The organism is Rhodospirillum sp. A1_3_36 (genome assembly GCF_047263945.1).
GTDB lineage: Bacteria > Pseudomonadota > Alphaproteobacteria > Rhodospirillales > Rhodospirillaceae > Rhodospirillum.
On the sequence record NZ_JBLAVB010000004.1, the window covers coordinates 238,629 to 256,222 of the forward strand.

The window sequence follows — 17,594 nt, forward strand, 5'->3', positions numbered from 1 at the left end:
CTTGACAAGAGTCCCCATCAGACGCCCCCAGGGATCCGGACGTTTACCCCTTGCGCTTCTTGCTCTTGCTCGATTTCCCGGCCATCGGGCTTTTGCTCTTGCCCCAAGGCTTCGTAGCGGTCGGCTTTGCCTTGGCCCAGCCCTTGCCTTTCTCGCCCGCATCCTTCTTGCGTGCTTCTGGCTTCCGCGCTTCCGGTTGGCCTGCGTCCTGTTTGCGCCCCTCTGTCTTATGGACGCGGTTCTCGGCAAAACGCGGCTTGCGCTCCGGACGGGGCTGGCGGGTCTGCTCCGGCTGATGCGGCGGAGCGCTGGCAGCCTCGGCCTCCATAGCGGCGGCGCGAGCCGTGTTCCATGCCGGAGAGGGGCTCTCTTCTTTCCCGCGACCCTGCGGCCGACCCTCCGCGCGCGGTCGGCGGGGTGCCGCGGCGGCATCGTCCTTGGAGGCAGGACCCTTAGAGGCCGGAACCCTGGCAGGCGGCGTATCGCCCAGGAGATCAATGCGTCCCTCGGGGCGCGGTGTCTGCCTCAAGGCCTCTTGGAAATGCTCGGAGACGCTGCCAGCGACCTCAAAGACGGTGTCGCGTGGTTGGATACGGATCTCGCCAATCTCGGTCTTGGCGATGCGTCCCTGACGGCAGATCAAGGGAATCAACCAGCGCGGATCGGCGTTCTTTTCCCGCCCGATGTTCAGGCGAAACCACACCGTCGGCCCCAGATCCCGTGGATTGGCGCGAGGGGGGCGGTCCGACCGCTCGGAGCGGTCCCCACGCTCCCGGCGCTCACTCCGCTCGACGCGCGGCGGTGGCTCGCCCGGATCAAAGACTTCCTCGGCAGAGGGAAGCTGAGCGCTGTAGAGACGCACCAGGGCCAGAGCCAAATCCTCGGCCGGGCGTTCAGCCAAAAGAGCCTGTACGATGGAGCGCTCCTCATCCGAAGGGACCTCCGTCAGCGCCGGGTGGGTCAGCAGGCGCTGACGATCCATGTCCCGGACATCCTCGATGGTCGGGGCAGCGGTCCATTCCACGGAAATTCCCGCCTCTGCAAGCAACCCTTGGACCCGACGGCGCCGGGATACTGGCGCCAGCATCACACTGACCCCCTTGCGCCCGGCGCGGCCCGTGCGGCCGGAGCGGTGCTGAAGGGTTTGGGCGGTACGCGGCAATTCGGCATGAATAACCAGATCGAGGCTCGGCAGGTCGATGCCCCGGGCCGCCACATCTGTGGCGACACAAACCCGCGCCCGACCGTCGCGCAGAGCCTGAAGGGCATGGTTCCGCTCGCCCTGGCTCAGCTCACCCGACAGGGCCACCACGCCAAAGCCGCGCTCCATCAGGCTGGCTTGCAGATGGCGCACGGACTCGCGGGTGGCGCAGAAAACCATGGAGGTCGGCGCATCGACATAGCGCAATAAGTTAACCACCGTATGTTCGATATCGGTGGGGGCAACCCGGACCACCCGGTGCTCGATATCGGCATGTCCCGACGCCCCGCCTGTCAGGGCGATGCGCATGGCATCTTTCTGATAACGGGCGGCAAGCTTGAGGATCGCGGGCGGCAGTGTCGCGGAAAACAAGAGGGTGCGACGCCCGACGGGGGTCGTGTCGAGGAGGAAATCGATATCCTCGGAAAAGCCGAGATCGAGCATCTCGTCGGCCTCATCCAGCACCACGACCCGCATGGCCTCGGAGCGCAGGGCGCCCCGCTCCAGGTGATCACGCAGACGGCCAGGGGTGCCGACAACGATATGAGCGCCGCGAGCCAGGGCGCGGGCCTCGGCGCGCGGATCCATGCCACCAACGCAGGCCACCACCGTAGCCCCTGCCTGACGATAGAGCCAAGCCAACTCATCATGGACCTGGAGCGCCAATTCACGGGTGGGGGCGATAATCAGAGCCAGCGGTGCGTCAGCCTCGTCGAAGCGTTCAGCACCAGCCAGCAGGGTGTCGGTGATCGCCAGACCATAGGCGACAGTCTTACCCGAACCTGTTTGCGCCGAGACCAAAAGGTCGCGTCCCAGGGTCTCGGGGTCGATGACCGCCGATTGCACGGCGGTGAGGTCAGTGTAGCCCCGCTCTGCAAGGGCACGGGCGAAAGGATCTGTGGTGGACAGGAGGTCCATGGCGGGCGTTACTTTGACAACAGAGGATCAGAGAGAGGTTCCCGAAAAAACAAGCCCTCGGTTCGTAACGGCGTCTTATCGGAAATCGGGGTCGCACAAGGCCATAAGCCTTAAATCCGCGCGTTATGTCGCACGTGAGCACATCATGCTCTCGTGATTTGATTTAGAGCATTCCCTGCGAACACCGATACTCAGGCGCTACCAAGCGAGGGATCGGCAACGAAAAAGGGGTTGCGACATCTCTCGCAACCCCTTGATCGAATTGGTGGGCGCACAAGGACTCGAACCTTGGACCCGCTGATTAAGAGTCAGCTGCTCTACCAACTGAGCTATACGCCCCGGGGTGGTTCGGAAGGATCCGTTCCGGGTCCCGCCTGAGTGGTTCGTGTGAGCCTCTCGTCGTCGGGAGGCCGGTTTATAACCCTGAGCTTTCGACTTGTGAAGCCCTTTTTTCACATCACCGACGAAATTTTCTCTGACCCCTCAAAAGCCTCATGTTCATCGCCCCGACAAGACGGAGCCCAGCCCCACCCCATTCGAACATCGATCCATCAATCGTCGTAACTGCCCCGACGTCCCATCTGAATATCCCGGTGTACAAAGACACAAAGCAGCAGCCCAAAGCCCAAAAGCAGGGTGAGCATGGCCGTGCCGCCGTAGCTGATCAGCGGCAAGGGAACCCCCACAACCGGAATCAAACCCATCACCATAGCGATGTTAATGAAGACATACAGGAAGAAGGTCATCGTTACCCCCATGGCCACCAAACGCCCAAATTGGTGGCGACAGCGGAAGGTGATGGCGAACCCATAGATGATCAAAACCACATAAAGGGACAGGAGAACCAAGCCCCCCACCATGCCGAACTCCTCGGCCATCATGGTGAAGATGAAGTCGGTCTGCTTCTCCGGCAAGAAGTTCAAATGAGCCTGTGTGCCTGCCATGAAGCCCTTTCCGAACATCCCCCCCGAGCCCAAAGCAATCTTGGACTGCAGGATATGATATCCTGCCCCCAGAGGGTCACGCTCCGGGTTCAGAAAGGTCAAGACCCGGTTCTTCTGATAGCCATGCAAAAATTGCCAAGCAACAGGTATAGCCGCCAGCCCCCCCCCCAGAAGCAATCCGAAAATCCAGAGGCGGACTCCGACCAACCAGGCTATGGCTCCCGACCCCGCCGCAAGCATCAGCGCCGTGCCCAGATCCGGCTGACGCAACACCAGGCCGAAGGGCACTAGGACGAGCAGAACCGGTGGTATCAGGAAGGACATGCGCCGGGCATCCTCCAGATCCGCACCATGGAAATAGCGGGCCAGCGCCAGCACCAAGGCCAACTTCATCAACTCAGATGGTTGGAGCTGGAAAAAGCCCAGGTCAATCCAACGTTGGGCTCCCATACCGATGGTGCCCTTGATCTCCACCGCCACCAGAAGAACCAACATCACCCCGTAAAAAGCATAGGCATAACGCATCCAGAAACGAATGTCGGTCAGGGCTACGGCCAACATCAGCGCGATACCGACGGCAAACCGCGTGGCCTGACGGCTGGCCCAGGGGTCCCAGGAGCCGTTGGCTGCAGAATACAGCATTCCTAAGCCAATGCTGCCAACCACCAGGATCACCAGGACCAGAGACCAACTCACCTGCCACAGCTTCTCTCCCAGGGACATCTCGCCCCGACGCAGGCGCGCGCTTGTGAATTCATTGCCCAGCATCATAGGGGAGTCCCCTCCCCAATCGGGGGAATGGTTGTCTCGTCGTCATCGTCAAGAAAATCGGGAGGGAGCGGAGGACCATAGGGTTGAGAAACCATATCAGCCGTGGCGTGGGCTTCCTCCAACAGGGCCCGCAGCTCCGGTTCAAGGTCCTCAATGCGGGGTTCCTCCCCCGGGCGCTTGCGAGCAGGGTCCAGGCGCAGGGTTTCAAGCATGATATCCCGGGCTACGGGAGCTGCCGCACTGGAGCCACCGCCCCCATGCTCCACACAAACGGAAAGGGCATAGCGAGGCGAAGCCTCCGGTGCATAACATACGAAGAGCGCATGGTTGCGCAGTTCCCAGGGCAATTGATCCTCGCGACGAATGCCCGTCTCCCGTTCTCGCATGGTAATGCGTCGCACTTGGGTGGTTCCCGTCTTGCCTGACAGTCGCCAGCCCTCAACGTGAATACCATGGCGTCTTGCTGTTCCCCGGGGACCATTCGACACCGCGAACATCCCCCGTCGCACGGCATCCAGATGGGCCTTGGACACACCAATGCTGGGCGGCGGCTCTGCTCCTTGCAGACCCGCTGCGTTGGCGTCCAAAAAGCCCTGTTCGCTCGGTGAGGGCGCCATACGAGACAGGATCGGCTGCACCTGGAGTCCCCCGTTGGCAATGCGGGCTGCCATCACCGCCAATTGCAAGGGTGTCGACAGCACATAGCCCTGGCCGATCCCCGCCACCAAGGTTTCGCCCTGGTGCCAGCTCTCTCCCAAGGTCGCTGCCTTCCAGGCCCGGCTGGGCATCAAGCCGGGACGTTCTCCGGGAAGGCCCACATTGAGAATTTCGCCCACACCGAACCGCTTCGCCATGTCCGAAATGCGATCAATGCCGCAACGCTTGGCGACTTCGTAAAAATAGACATCACAGGATTGGGCCAGGGCGTTTTCCAGGTTCATGGTGCCGTGCCCCCCGCGCTTCCAGCAATGGAAGCGGTGTCCCCCCAGTTCGGTATGACCGGGGCAGAAGACCGTCTGATTTTCCTGAATAACACCGCTTTCCAGCCCCGCAAGGGCGACAACCATCTTGAAAGTCGATCCCGGGGAGTACTGACCAGAGATAGCCTTATTGGTCAGGGGCGACCGTGGATTGCGGACCAAGTCCTTCCACTCATTATTGGACAGGCCTCGGGTAAAGGCATTGGGATCGAAGGCCGGCATGGAGGCCATGGCCAGAATTTCGCCCGTGTGGATGTCGATCACCACCGCCGAGGCGCTTTCCCCCGATAGCCGTCGGGAGGCGAAATCCTGCAGGCGCATGTCGATGGTCAAAGGCACTTCCGCTCCGGGGCGGGCCTCCTCGGTGGTCTGCTCATCGATCACCCGCCCAAGGGCGTTCACCTCTACCTGACTGGTCCCCCCATGGCCTCGCAAGGCCAGATCATAGACCTTTTCGATCCCCTGCTTGCCGATGCGGAACCCCGGAAGTTCCAGAAGGGGATCATCCCCCAACTCTTCCTCGGATACGCTGGACACATAGCCCAACAGGTGAGCGGCCTTCTCCTCATAGGGATAAAAGCGGGTCAGTCCCTCGTCGATGGTAATACCCGGCAGGTCAAGCTTATTGACCTGAATGGAGGCCATTTCCTCCCAAGTCAGATTTTCGCGAATGGTCACGGGAACGAAGCTTCGGCGCCGCTTCAATTCCCGCTGTACCCGAGCGCGGTCATATTCGGACAAGGAAGCAATACGGCCCAAGGCATCCAGCGTATGGGCCACCGCAGCCTCCCGCTCTGCCGCCGAGCGGACATGGCGCAGAATGTCCTCTCCTATGATGCTGACCCGGTAGTTTTGCCGATTCACGGCCAGGGGAACACCGAACCGATCAACAATCTCCCCCCTTGGGGGAGGCAGGAGACGCAGGTTGAAGCGGTTTTCCTCCGCCAGAGTTTTATAGCGATCAGATTCGACGACCTGCAGGTAATACATACGCGCCACCAGAGCTCCCACCAGGGTGGCCTGGAATCCACCGAGCACTGCCGCCCGGCGGGTGAACATCTTCGCCCGGTCTCCGTCACGCTGTTTCATCTAGATCTCCCGGAAGAACATGGCCTGAACCCTCCCGAACAACCAAGCGAAGGGGGGATAGACCGTCAGCGTGAAGAGGTAACTGAAAAACAAGGCTGTCATATCCACAAAAGTCCCATAAATCGCCGAGACAGCCAGCCATTTAACCAACGCAGCTCCCGCAGCCACCAGCGAGAAAGCCCACCAACTCACCATGAAGGGCTTACCCAGGAAAAACTTGTACTGACTGGCAACGACCACCTGAGTCAGCAAAAGCACCAGAGCCCCCACGCCCAGAGGAGCCCCCGTCAGGCTATCTTCGATCATGCCCAACAGGAAAGCCGTGCCATACCCCATCACGTCGGGTCGAGAAACAGCCCAGTAATAGACGCTGATTAGGGCAATCATAGGGGCGATATGGACGAAACCGGGAAGGCGGGAGGGCGCAACACTCATCAACAAAAGAACAAGGGTCAAACCGCCGGGTACCAGCCGACGGAGGACCACATCCAGCCTTTGCCAAATGGTGGGCCGCAGGGGATCATATCCGCCATTCAAGCCGCTGCGTCGCGCCATGGGTCTTCCCTATCACCCCCCAAGGAAGGGGTCCATGAGTTGCGGAATGAACAGGGGAAACCGGTTTTCCATTCTCATTCCACACGAACCATATGATTTAGATCACGATGAAATTCGGTCGGACAGACCTATTTCCATCGTGATCTAGTTCCCAGCGTCTTCGGGCAGGATACCGTTCAGGCCGAAATTGGCCACACGCACCACCTCTAAACGCTCCTGCTCAACGAACAGATCGACCCGGATGCCGCCTTTTTCATCCACGCTGGCCACCACGCCGATCGGAATCCCCGGTGGGAACACCCGGGCGTCCCCGCTCGTCACCACCCGGTCTCCGGGGGAAACCGCAGCCCGCTGCTTTTGGAAGCGCAATTGGGGCCGATCTTCGTTATCACCCGCCATAATGGCACGGACACGGCTTTCTTCCAGAAGAACGGGGATCCGACTGTTGATGTCGCTCAGCAGAAGGACACGCGACGCCCGTCGCCCCGCCTCGGCCACGGTTCCCACCAAACCTTCGCCGGAAATGACAGCCTGTCCTTTGCGAACTCCGTCCTTGGTTCCGGCCAACACGACCAGGGAACGGGCGAAGGTGCCCCCCGTATCGGCAACCACCCGAGCGGTGATGTAGCTGGCTTTGGGCTCTGGAACATAGCCGAGTTGTGCGCGGAGGGCTTCGTTTTCCGCCTCCAGATGGCGGGCCGCCGTCTGCCATCGCATCAAACGGGAATTTTCCTGCTCCAGCCGTTCATTTTCGGCCCGGATCGCCGCCAATTCCCGGAACGTGTCAAAAACCGCAGCGACGTTTTCCGCCGGTGTGGACATGAACTCCAGAACCGGGGCCGCAGCATCAATGACGGCCGCCCGCACCCGCTCGACCAGCACCGTATCCGCCTTACCCAACAGCATGAAAGCGAATGCCACAGCGGCCAGCAACAAGAAAGCCGATTTCTGTACAAAGGCCCCAAGCGCGCTTAAGCGCGAGGAGGGTCCTGTCGGTTGCTTCACGAAAAGCTCTCCCTCAACGCCAGTTCCCATCAATACACCGAGCCAATCTTCCCCCTATCCTTACCAAATATCGTAAAAGACGGTTTAAGAAACGGGGAAAAACGGAAAAGGGCAAGCATATTATCGGCCATTGGCTCACGCCGAGTCGAACAAGGAAAGCACGCCGTCACCTTTACGCCGTTTCCGGGGCTCCGCCCATGACAGTGTCGCAGGCAATAAATGTGAGCCAGATGCGGCCATTCTTTCTCGGAAACACGCTCGCGGAAGAGGTTTTAGAATATCAACGCAGCCAAGTTAGCCCAGGTGGCACCCAAACAACAGTTTCAGTGAGACGTGGGCCAGCTTGATCACGACAGACTCCTAAACGATCTGCAGGACAGGAGGCACCAGCTTTCCTACCGGTGGCACGGAGACGTGACAATACGATCCAACGCCTTAGATCCACGCCAAAACCCTGCATTGGATCGCATGTGACTGAGCGCGATGTAACTGAGCGCAATGTGACTCAATAGGCCGTTGCGAGCACGTTGCGCAGACGCTTCATTTCCTCCAAGGCTCGCCCCGTTCCCATGGCGACACAGGATAGGGGGTCGTCGGCAATGGATACGGGCAGGCCGGTGGAAAGACGCAGGGTGTAGTCCAGGTTCTGCAACAAGGCGCCGCCACCGGTCAGAACAATGCCCTTGTCGACGATATCTGCAGCCAATTCAGGGGCCGTGTGCTCCAAGGCAACCTTGACGGCCTCGATGATCGCACTCACCGGCTCTGCCAAGCTCTCGGCGATCTGAGCCTCGCTGATGATCAGCTCCTTGGGGACACCATTCATCAGATCCCGGCCCTTGATCTCCATGGTCCTGTTGGTCCCGTCCTCAGGCGGGCAGGCGCAGCCGATTTCCTTCTTGATCCGCTCTGCGAAACCTTCTCCGACCAACAGGTTATGGTTTCGCCGAATATAGGCGATGATGGCTTCATCCATCTTGTCACCCCCCACCCGGACGGAGCGCGCGTAGACGATGCCCCCCAGGGAGAGAACGGCCACTTCGGTGGTCCCACCACCAATGTCGACGACCATGGAGCCGGTGGGCTCCGTCACGGGCAGCCCGGCCCCAATGGCCGCAGCCATGGGTTCCTCAATCAGGAAAACCCGGCGAGCGCCCGCTGCTTCAGCGGATTCCTGGATCGCTCGGCGCTCGACGGCCGTGGAGCCGGAAGGCACACAGATAATCACCATGGGGCTGGCGAAGCTGCGACGATTGTGCACCTTGCGGATGAAATGTTTGATCATTTCCTCCGCCACCTCGAAATCGGCGATAACGCCATCTCGCAGCGGACGGATAGCCTGGATGTAGCCCGGGGTCCGGCCCAGCATCTGTTTGGCCTCGTCGCCCACGGCCAAAACCTGCTTCTTGCCCTTTACATCGGCGATGGCCACAACGGAGGGCTCGTTGAGGACGATCCCACGGCCCTTGACATAGACCAGCGTATTCGCTGTACCGAGGTCGATGGCCATGTCCGCCGAAAGCAGGCCGGTCATTCTAGAAAACATTGTTGCTTGCTCGCCCTTGATGCCCAGCGCGGTGCGGGGAAAAGAGGAAACCGGTTTTCCAATCACGCGCCACGCGACTTTTCGATAGAGTTCAAAGAGCTACGGCCCCTTGAACAGGAGCCCGGGGAAGGTCACCCTTTCCCGGTAAACAAACGCCAACTGGATCACCCCAACACCACCTGGCGCCCATACCCATTCAAACCACTTCACCAAACCCTTTAGGACCACTCCAACCGTGGAAGGCCCTGCCCCGACCTCTGCCTCGACCATTGAATGCAATAAATCGATTCCCACCCATCCGGTACGGACCCGAGCGGATCGACCAACCGTAACTGCTGGGAGTGCCCCCGACCATTTGCGTTCAAAACCCGGACCCAGGTGCCAGAGTCCAAAAAACCTGGAAGGCCTCGACGCCACCCGTCCACTGGAAATTTTGTGGCTCGGCACCGCGTGGCGGGTGCGAAGTTCGACAATGAAGCTTTGAACACCCCTGCTTGTCAACGACCAAGAGCGTTGGAACCGGACTTTCTCCGGCTTTTCGTCCAGGCCGCTGACACCAGAGTGGGCCGACAGCGTAACGGCCCCCATCGCACAAGGACCCGGGAGCCTTGCAACCCCCGGGTCCAAACCCTCCATTCATCTGGAAAGGGATTAGTTCTTTTCTTTGTCCACCAGACGGTTGGCAGCGATCCAGGGCATCATGGCGCGCAGACGGCCTCCCACTTCCTCGATCGAATGCTCGGCCTCGCGGCGACGGGTTGCCTTGAAGGAGGGCTGTCCGGCCTTGCACTCCAACATCCAGTCGCGCACGAAACGACCGGACTGGATATCCTCCAGAACCCGCTTCATCTCAGCCTTGGTCTCCGAGGTCACCATGCGGGGTCCGGTGACGTAGTCGCCGTATTCCGCCGTGTTGGAGATGGAATAGCGCATGTTGGCCATGCCGCCTTCATACATCAGGTCGACGATCAGCTTCACTTCGTGCAGGCACTCGAAGTAGGCCATTTCCGGGGCATAGCCAGCCTCGGTCAGGGTCTCGAAGCCAGCCTTGATCAGGGCGGTCAGGCCACCGCAAAGAACAGCCTGCTCACCGAACAGATCGGTTTCGCACTCTTCCTTGAAGCTGGTCTCGATGATGCCGGACCGGCCACCGCCCACGGCGCAGGCGTAGGACAGGGCGATTTCCTTGGCGTTTCCGCTGGAATCCTGGGCCACGGCCACCAGGCAGGGCACACCGCCGCCACGCTGATATTCGCTGCGCACGGTATGACCGGGACCCTTGGGGGCGATCATGAAAACGTCCAGGTCGGCCCGGGGCTCGATCAAGTTGAAGTGGACGTTCAGGCCATGGGCGAAGGCGAGCGCGGCCCCTTCCTTCATGTTCGCGGCCAATTCGTCGCGATAGATGTCGGCCTGCAGCTCATCGGGGGTCAGCATCATGACCACATCGGCCCAGGCGGCAGCCTCGGCAGGGGTCTTGACGGCCAAGCCCTCGCCTTCGGCCTTCTTGGCCGAGGGGGATCCGGCGCGCAGGGCCACACAGACCTCCTTGACGCCGGAATCGCGCAGGTTCAGCACATGGGCATGACCCTGGGAGCCATAGCCCACGATGGCGACCTTCTTGCCCTTGATCAGATTCACATCGGCGTCACGGTCGTAATACACACGCATTGTCAGTTCCTTTTGTTTACCGTCGCGAGGGAAAGCCCGGACCGGGGGACCCCCTGGATCCTCGCTTGTCTCGCCGTCACAATCCCGCCGAAAACCGGCCCGGATCCTTGAAAAACCGGACTTCGGCAATTTCCAATCCAAGACCTGGAGGGCTCCGAGATCAGTTTGGGCCCCTTCTTGGCCCAACTTCATCTCGAAAGCACTCCAATCCCCCGGAATTCAAACGCTCGCAATCAAAGCGCGTTACTTCCCCGGGCGATGGCCGCCACACCGGTACGCGCAACATCCACAAGCCCCAGGGGTTCCATCAATCCAATGAAAGCGTTCAGCTTATCGGTCTTGCCAACGATTTCGAAGATGAAGGAGTCATTGGTGCTGTCGACCACATTGGCGCGAAAGATATCGGCGATACGCAGACTTTCAACCCGCTTCTCACCGGTCCCGGCCACTTTCACCAGGGCCAATTCCCGGGATACATGGGGGCCTTCGACGGTCAGGTCAGAGACCTTGTTGACCGGCACCAATCGGCCCAGCTGTGCCTTGATCTGCTCGATGACCATCGGTGTCCCACTTGTCACGACGGTGATGCGCGACAGGTGTTCCTGGTCGTCCACCTCGGCTACGGTGAGACTTTCGATGTTGTAGCCCCGGCCGGAAAACAGGCCGGTCACCCGGGCCAAAACACCGGATTCATTGTCGACGAGGACGGCGATCGTGTGAAACTCGATCCCCGGTTCTTGCGCCGTGTTGCCATTCGCCACGGTTCTACCCTCCAGTTCGGGACGCACCCCGGCCCCGGACGGTCGCCGGGCCGAGGGAGCGCCCCTCGTTACTATATTTTTTGAAATAAGACGAGCCGGACGGTGTTAAGACCGCCCGGGAGACCCGATTAAACGAGAATCGCGCCCTCCTTGGAGATCGCGTTGGCCTCCTTGTCCGCCGGCCCCAGAATCATCTTATTGTGGGGGGCGCCCGAGGGGATCATGGGGAAGCAGTTCTCCGACTGGTCCACGAGCATATCAATCAGCACCGGCCCCTTCACCGCGATCATCTCATTGATCACATCGTCCACCTCTGCGGGCTTGCTGGCCCGCAGACCCACCGCGCCGAAGGCCTCGGCCAGCTTCACGAAATCGGGCAGGGCCTCCGAATAGCTTTCAGAGTACCGACCGCCGTGCAACAATTCCTGCCATTGGCGCACCATGCCCATGTACATGTTGTTCAGAATGAACACCTTGACCGGCAGGCGGTACTGCACGGCGGTGGCGATTTCCTGCATGTTCATCATGAAGGACGCCTCGCCGGAGATGTCCACCACCAGGGCGTCGGGATGGGCCATCTGCACGCCGATGGACGAAGGGAAGCCATATCCCATGGTCCCCAGACCGCCGGAGGTCATCCAACGGTTGGGTTTTTCGAAGCCATAGTATTGCGCCGCCCACATCTGGTGCTGGCCAACCTCGGTGGTGATATAGGTATCCCGGTCCTTGGTCAGCTCGTACAAGCGCTGGATGGCATATTGCGGCTTGATGATCGTGTCGGACGGCTCGTAGGCCAGACAATCGCGACCCCGCCATTCGTCAATCTGATCCCACCAGACCTTCAGGGCTTCCCGATCGACCCGGGCCTGCTTGGCCTTCCAAATCTTGATCATATCCTCCAGCACATGGCCAACATCACCGATAACGGAGAGGTCAACGGCCACGTTCTTATTGACCGAACTGGGGTCGATATCGATCTGGATCTTGGTGGAATTGGGCGAGAACTCCGACAATTTACCGGTCACCCGGTCATCGAAACGGGCGCCGATCGCCACCATCACGTCGCAGTCATACATGGCCAGATTGGCCTCGTAGGTCCCATGCATGCCCAGCATACCCAGGAACTGGGGGTCGCTGGCCGGATAGGCCCCCAGGCCCATCAAAGTCAGAGTGATGGGGTAGCCCGTCATTCTGACGAACTGGGTCAGCAACTGGCTTGCCTGACTGCCGGAGTTGATGACCCCACCACCACAGTAGAAAATCGGCCGCTTGGCCTTGGCAATGATCTCGACGGCCTGTTCGATCGCCTTGATATCCCCCTTCACCTGGGGCTTGTAGCTTTTGTGTTTAACCTGATTGGGCGCCATATAGGGGGCGTCCTTGATCAGGATGTCCTTGGGCAGGTCAACGACCACCGGACCCGGACGGCCCGAGGAGGCAACCTGGAAGGCCTCGTGGACCACACGCGCCAAATTCTCGCTCTTCTTCACCAGATAATTGTGCTTGGTGCACTGGCGGGTAATGCCAGTGGTATCGGCCTCCTGAAAGGCATCATTGCCAATCAGATGGGTGGCCACCTGACCGGTCAGGCAGACAATGGGAATCGAATCCAGCATGGCATCGGTCAAACCGGTCACCGCGTTGGTCGCACCGGGACCGCTGGTGACCAGAACACAGCCGACCTTGCCGGTGGACCGGGCATAGCCCTCGGCGGCATGGACGGCGGCTTGCTCGTGACGCACCAAAACGTGGCGGATTTGGTTCTGCTTGAAGATCTCGTCATACAGCGGAAGTACCGAGCCGCCCGGATAGCCAAAAATTACTTCCACGCCCTGATCGGCAAGAGCCTTCAGGACGATCTCGGCACCGGACTTCATTTGGTCAGCCATCTTCACACCTGTTTGCGTTCAGGAACGCTCATCTTTCTCGTTTTGGAGCGTTCGTCGACGGGATCACCGCGCGGGGGATGCCCCCCTTTTGTCGGAGTGGACACCGGTCTCCCGGCCCTCCCCACACGGGCGAGCGACCCTTCGCACCCAATTGGGGCGAAAGGGTCGGCAGACTAGTCCCACCTTTAGGCCCGGGTCAACAAAAAGGCTTCAAGGAAATTATCAATCAGAACCCTCGAACTTTCCGAAAGTTGCGCAGACACCCGTTCAGACAGAATCAGATCGGCGGAAAGTTGATGCCGCACCCAAGTTGCCTGCCGCTTGGCGTATTGCCGCGTCGCGGCCTGGGCACGGGCAAGACCTTGATCCAGCGACATTTCCCCAAGCAACACGGCGGCCAATTCCGGGAGCCCCACCGCCCGGGAAAGGGGTAAGTCCGGGGCCAATCCTCTCTCCAGGAAGCCTGCCACCTCCGTCAACACGCCTTCGGCGATCATGGCTTCCATGCGGGCATCGCAGGCCTCCCGCACGGCGTCCCGGGGGGGATCGACCAGAATCACGCCCGCCTTTCCGGGAATCGGCGGCGTGGTCACCGGCTCGTCCCACCAGTCGGACAAGGACCGTCCGGTCCCCATGACCACCTCGTAGGCCCGGGCCAGCCGCTGGCCATCGGAGGGCCGCAGTCGCGCCGCCATTTCCGGATCAACCGCCCTTAGCCGGGCATGCAGAGCGCTAGCCCCCTCTTCGGCAAGCAGCCTCCGGGCCTCGATTCGGGCGCTGTCGGGCACGGCGGGAACGGCGGCCAAGCCCTCCAGGGCGGCCCGCAGGTAAAGTCCCGTGCCACCACAAAGGATGGGCAGACGTCCTTGCGTCCGCACCTCCTCCACGGCGGCGCGGGCCAGATCGAGCCAACGTCCGACGGAACAGACCTCCGCCCCGTCTAGGATACCGTATAGGGCATGGGGCACCTGGGCTTCGTCCTCCGGCGTGGGGCGGGCCGTCAACCGGGGCATGTCCCGGTAGATTTGCATGGAATCAGCGTTGATGACCGTGCCGGTCCAACGGCGCGCGACCTCCAGGGCCAGGGCCGATTTGCCAGAGGCCGTGGGACCGACGATGACGAGCAGGGGGGAAGAAACGGAATATGTCATGGGGCCATGATAGCGCCGGTTGCCGCACAACGGTATCCACCTTGCCCGTCGCGGAGGAAGAGGCTACCAAGGCGGCATCAAAGTGGGACACTTACTGGGGATACACATGGACGTCGTAACCATCCTGACCAGCCCGGAGACGGGCGGCCTGACAGAGGCCCATCTGACCACGGTCCGCGCAGCCCTGGACGCCCTGGGTGGGGAGACCGCCAAGCCGAGATGGCTGGATGACGGAATCGCCGCTGACATCCCCGTAACCGCGCTGGACTTGGATCAGGCAGAAGCCGCTGCCCGCCATGCCCTAAACGGTGCCCCCTTCGATGTGGTGGCTCAACCGGCGGAAGGCCGCCGGAAAATGCTGCTGATCGCCGATATGGACAGCACCATTGTCACCAGTGAAACCCTGGACGACTTGGCTGAGCATGCCGGTCTCAAGGACAAGATCGCCGCCATCACCGCCCGGGCCATGAACGGCGAGTTGGACTTTGAGGAGGCCCTGCGCGAGCGTGTCGGCATGCTCGCCGGACTGCCCATGTCCGCACTGGAAGAGACCTACGCCGCCACCAGACTGACCCCGGGAGCGGAAACCGCCCTGCGCACCATGGTGGCGAACGGCGCCCATTGCCTTCTGGTCTCCGGCGGCTTCACCTTCTTCACCGAGAAGGTGGCTGCAGATTGCGGGTTCCATGGCACTGTGGCCAACCGGCTGGAGATCATCGACGGGAAAATGACCGGACAGGTGCTGTCCCCCATCGTAGACAAGGCCACCAAGCTGGAGACCCTGACCGCCGAAGCCTCCCGCCTGGGCCTGTCCATGGGCGCCTGCGCCGCCATCGGCGACGGGGCCAATGATCTGCCCATGCTCATGGCGGCAGGTCTGGGGGTGGCCTTCCATGCCAAACCGGTGGTCGCCGCCCAGGCCCGGGTTCAAGTCAACCACGGCGACCTGACAGCGCTTCTGTACATCCAAGGGTACGGGCGGGCCGACTTCGCCTGAGCGCCCCCTCCCTTTGGGAGTCCCCCCAAAGGTCCCGAAAATGTCATGACGATTGGATCTGCCCGATTTGCGGGTCAAAGAAGGCCCTGTTCAAGAAAGTCGCCAAAGGGACATAACCGACTTTGTCGGGCACGCCTTCGAACCACTTCGGAATTATAGTAACCCCTTTAATGCAACGAAACGGTCACTGGAATGGAGCCGAGGACCGTGGTGTTAGTGCCGTGTTTCGGCGCCAGGGACGATCGTTCTGCGGCCCCGACACGCCATTCGCCACCACCCAAGGGGACCAACCGTGACACGTCATTTCCGCGCGCTGACCGCTCTACCGATCATTCTGCCGATTCTCGCCGCCGCCGGTGCGGCCCATGCCGAGCCCACGTTGAAGTTCGAGCCAGTGTCCGTTCCGACCACCGACGCCGAAAAGCGCGCGGTTCGCGTATCCCCCTCTGTCACCATCGACGGCACCAAGCACAAGCTGTCCTACCATGTCATCGCCCGCAGCGGCGACAAGATCGGTGACGGCACCTTCGGTCTGTTGACCGACAAGGACGGCAAGCCCGTGAAGAATGCCGACGGATCCGAGCATATTTCCGTCGACAACGACTTCAATTCCCTGCTGCAGATCGATGGCAAGCTGTTCAGCGTCAGCCATTTCGAATCCCGCCCCGGCGCCATGTACGTGACCGAGCTGACCCAGGACGCCAATGGCGTGCTGACCGCCCTGTCGACCAAACCCGTGGATTTCTCCGCCGTCGGTGGCCTGTGGGTGCCCTGCGCCGGGTCCGTGACCCCCTGGATGACCCATCTGGGTGGCGAGGAATACCCCCCCAACGCCCGCGCCGTCCTTGAAGCCAAGACGATGGAAGACATTGACGGCTATTACAAGCCGATGACCAACTACTTCGGCGTGATGTCCGAGGCCAAGGACGCCTCCCTCGAAGACTTCCGTTCGGTCTTCAACCCCTACGCCTACGGCTACACCACCGAGATCACCGTTGATCCGGCCACGGGCACCGGCACCCCGGTCAAGCATTACGCCATGGGCCGCAAGGCGCTGGAACTGGCCTATGTGATGCCGGATCAGAAGACTGTCTACATGTCCGATGACGGCACCAACGTCGGGTTCTTCCTGTTCGTGGCCGACAAACCGGGCGATCTCTCTGCCGGTACGCTCTACGCCATGAAGTGGACCCAGACCAGCGCCGACAATGGCGGCGCCGCCGACGTGTCCTGGGTTGACCTGGGCCATGGCACCGACGCCGATGTGCGCAAGTTGATCGACGACAAGATCACCTTCGCCGACATTTTCGAGACCGCCGACATGGCCGAGGGAGGCACCTGCCCCGACGGCTTCACCGCGATCAACACCGAAGACGGCGCCGAATGCCTGAAGCTGAAGCCCGGCATGGAACTGGCCGCCTCCCGCATGGAAACCCGCCGCTACGCCTCCTACATGGGCGCCACGACGGAAATCCGGAAGGAAGAGGGCATCACCTTCAACCCGGAAGACTCCAAGCTCTACGTCTCCTTCTCCGCAGTGGAGCGGGGCATGGAAGACTTTGCCAAGGGTGGCAAGCCCAACGACAAGTACGACCTGGGCGGCCATAACGACATCAAACTGCCCGCCAACGCCTGCGGCGCCGTCTTCGCCTTTGACATCGGCGCGGACAAGGCCATCGGCTCCGACTATGTGGCTTCCAAAACCGCATCCCTGATCGCTGGCATCCCGCACAAGTATGAGGACGGCCCCTATGCCGGTATGAAGTGCGACGTGGACGGCCTGGCCAACCCGGACAACCTGACCTACCTGCCCGGTTACAACACCCTGATCATCGGTGAAGACACCGGCTCGGGCCACCAGAACGACTTCATCTGGTCCTACGACGTCAAATCCGGCGACCTGACCCGCATCGAGACCACCCCCTACGGCTCCGAGACCACCTCCCCCTACTGGTATCCGGACGTCAATGGCCATGGCTACCTGATGAGCGTCATCCAGCACCCCTATGGGGAGTCCGACGAGGACAAGCTGGCTGATCCCGCCGACGCGCGGGCCTACACGGGCTACATCGGTCCCTTTCCTTCCTTGAAAAAGTAACACTTCTCCGCACCCGGG

Annotated in this window: 12 protein-coding genes and 1 tRNA gene; 2 read left to right on the top strand and 11 right to left on the bottom strand. The window is 61.0% G+C overall.

Annotated features, from left to right (window positions below; all coding sequences use genetic code 11):
- Positions 1-43: 43 nt before the first annotated feature.
- The 11 genes from ACLIRY_RS11470 to miaA form a co-directional block, all read right to left on the bottom strand.
- The gene (locus ACLIRY_RS11470; RefSeq protein ID WP_413205524.1) at positions 44-2,119 is read right to left on the bottom strand and encodes a DEAD/DEAH box helicase; all 2,076 of its coding nucleotides are present in this window, start codon (positions 2,117-2,119) and stop codon (positions 44-46) included.
- Positions 2,120-2,382: 263 nt separating this feature from the next.
- Positions 2,383-2,458 (bottom strand) — tRNA-Lys (locus tag ACLIRY_RS11475).
- A 212-nt stretch (positions 2,459-2,670) separates the two neighbouring features.
- The gene (gene rodA / locus ACLIRY_RS11480; protein WP_413205525.1) at positions 2,671-3,834 is read right to left on the bottom strand and encodes a rod shape-determining protein RodA; all 1,164 of its coding nucleotides are present in this window, start codon (positions 3,832-3,834) and stop codon (positions 2,671-2,673) included.
- Positions 3,831-5,903, bottom strand: a complete 2,073-nt coding sequence (gene mrdA, locus ACLIRY_RS11485; protein ID WP_413205526.1) for a penicillin-binding protein 2 — start codon at positions 5,901-5,903, stop codon at positions 3,831-3,833. Before mrdA ends, rodA begins: the two co-directional genes overlap by 4 nt.
- Positions 5,904-6,458, bottom strand: a complete 555-nt coding sequence (gene mreD, locus ACLIRY_RS11490) for a rod shape-determining protein MreD (RefSeq protein WP_413205527.1) — start codon at positions 6,456-6,458, stop codon at positions 5,904-5,906.
- A 144-nt stretch (positions 6,459-6,602) separates the two neighbouring features.
- On the bottom strand, positions 6,603-7,463 hold the full coding sequence (gene mreC / locus ACLIRY_RS11495) for a rod shape-determining protein MreC (RefSeq protein ID WP_413205528.1): 861 nt from the start codon (positions 7,461-7,463) through the stop codon (positions 6,603-6,605).
- A gap of 505 nt (positions 7,464-7,968) precedes the next feature.
- The gene (locus tag ACLIRY_RS11500; RefSeq protein ID WP_413205529.1) at positions 7,969-9,009 is read right to left on the bottom strand and encodes a rod shape-determining protein; all 1,041 of its coding nucleotides are present in this window, start codon (positions 9,007-9,009) and stop codon (positions 7,969-7,971) included.
- A gap of 651 nt (positions 9,010-9,660) precedes the next feature.
- Positions 9,661-10,680: a ketol-acid reductoisomerase gene (gene ilvC / locus ACLIRY_RS11505; RefSeq protein ID WP_413205530.1), complete on the bottom strand. Its 1,020-nt coding sequence runs from the start codon at positions 10,678-10,680 to the stop codon at positions 9,661-9,663.
- Between the two features lie 233 nt (positions 10,681-10,913).
- Positions 10,914-11,441, bottom strand: coding sequence for an acetolactate synthase small subunit (gene ilvN / locus ACLIRY_RS11510; RefSeq protein WP_413205531.1), 528 nt, complete (start codon positions 11,439-11,441; stop codon positions 10,914-10,916).
- Between the two features lie 128 nt (positions 11,442-11,569).
- Complete coding sequence (locus tag ACLIRY_RS11515) at positions 11,570-13,330, bottom strand: acetolactate synthase 3 large subunit (protein ID WP_413205532.1); 1,761 nt, start codon at positions 13,328-13,330, stop codon at positions 11,570-11,572.
- 185 nt (positions 13,331-13,515) lie between these two features.
- The gene (gene miaA, locus ACLIRY_RS11520) at positions 13,516-14,481 is read right to left on the bottom strand and encodes a tRNA (adenosine(37)-N6)-dimethylallyltransferase MiaA (protein WP_413205533.1); all 966 of its coding nucleotides are present in this window, start codon (positions 14,479-14,481) and stop codon (positions 13,516-13,518) included.
- A gap of 106 nt (positions 14,482-14,587) precedes the next feature.
- On the opposite strand from miaA, the gene serB reads away from it, so the two are divergent.
- The gene (serB, locus tag ACLIRY_RS11525) at positions 14,588-15,478 is read left to right on the top strand and encodes a phosphoserine phosphatase SerB (RefSeq protein ID WP_413205534.1); all 891 of its coding nucleotides are present in this window, start codon (positions 14,588-14,590) and stop codon (positions 15,476-15,478) included.
- A gap of 292 nt (positions 15,479-15,770) precedes the next feature.
- Positions 15,771-17,576, top strand: a complete 1,806-nt coding sequence (locus ACLIRY_RS11530) for a PhoX family protein (RefSeq protein ID WP_413205535.1) — start codon at positions 15,771-15,773, stop codon at positions 17,574-17,576.
- Positions 17,577-17,594 lie beyond the last annotated feature (18 nt).

Coding starts and splice junctions, on each gene's coding strand:
- ACLIRY_RS11470 (WP_413205524.1), bottom strand. CDS start 2,119: ATGGACCTCCTGTCCACCACAGATCCTTTCGCCCGTGCCCTTGCAGAG.
- rodA (WP_413205525.1), bottom strand. CDS start 3,834: ATGATGCTGGGCAATGAATTCACAAGCGCGCGCCTGCGTCGGGGCGAG.
- mrdA (WP_413205526.1), bottom strand. CDS start 5,903: ATGAAACAGCGTGACGGAGACCGGGCGAAGATGTTCACCCGCCGGGCG.
- mreD (WP_413205527.1), bottom strand. CDS start 6,458: ATGGCGCGACGCAGCGGCTTGAATGGCGGATATGATCCCCTGCGGCCC.
- ACLIRY_RS11500 (WP_413205529.1), bottom strand. CDS start 9,009: ATGTTTTCTAGAATGACCGGCCTGCTTTCGGCGGACATGGCCATCGAC.
- ilvC (WP_413205530.1), bottom strand. CDS start 10,680: ATGCGTGTGTATTACGACCGTGACGCCGATGTGAATCTGATCAAGGGC.
- ACLIRY_RS11515 (WP_413205532.1), bottom strand. CDS start 13,330: ATGGCTGACCAAATGAAGTCCGGTGCCGAGATCGTCCTGAAGGCTCTT.
- miaA (WP_413205533.1), bottom strand. CDS start 14,481: ATGACATATTCCGTTTCTTCCCCCCTGCTCGTCATCGTCGGTCCCACG.
- serB (WP_413205534.1), top strand. CDS start 14,588: ATGGACGTCGTAACCATCCTGACCAGCCCGGAGACGGGCGGCCTGACA.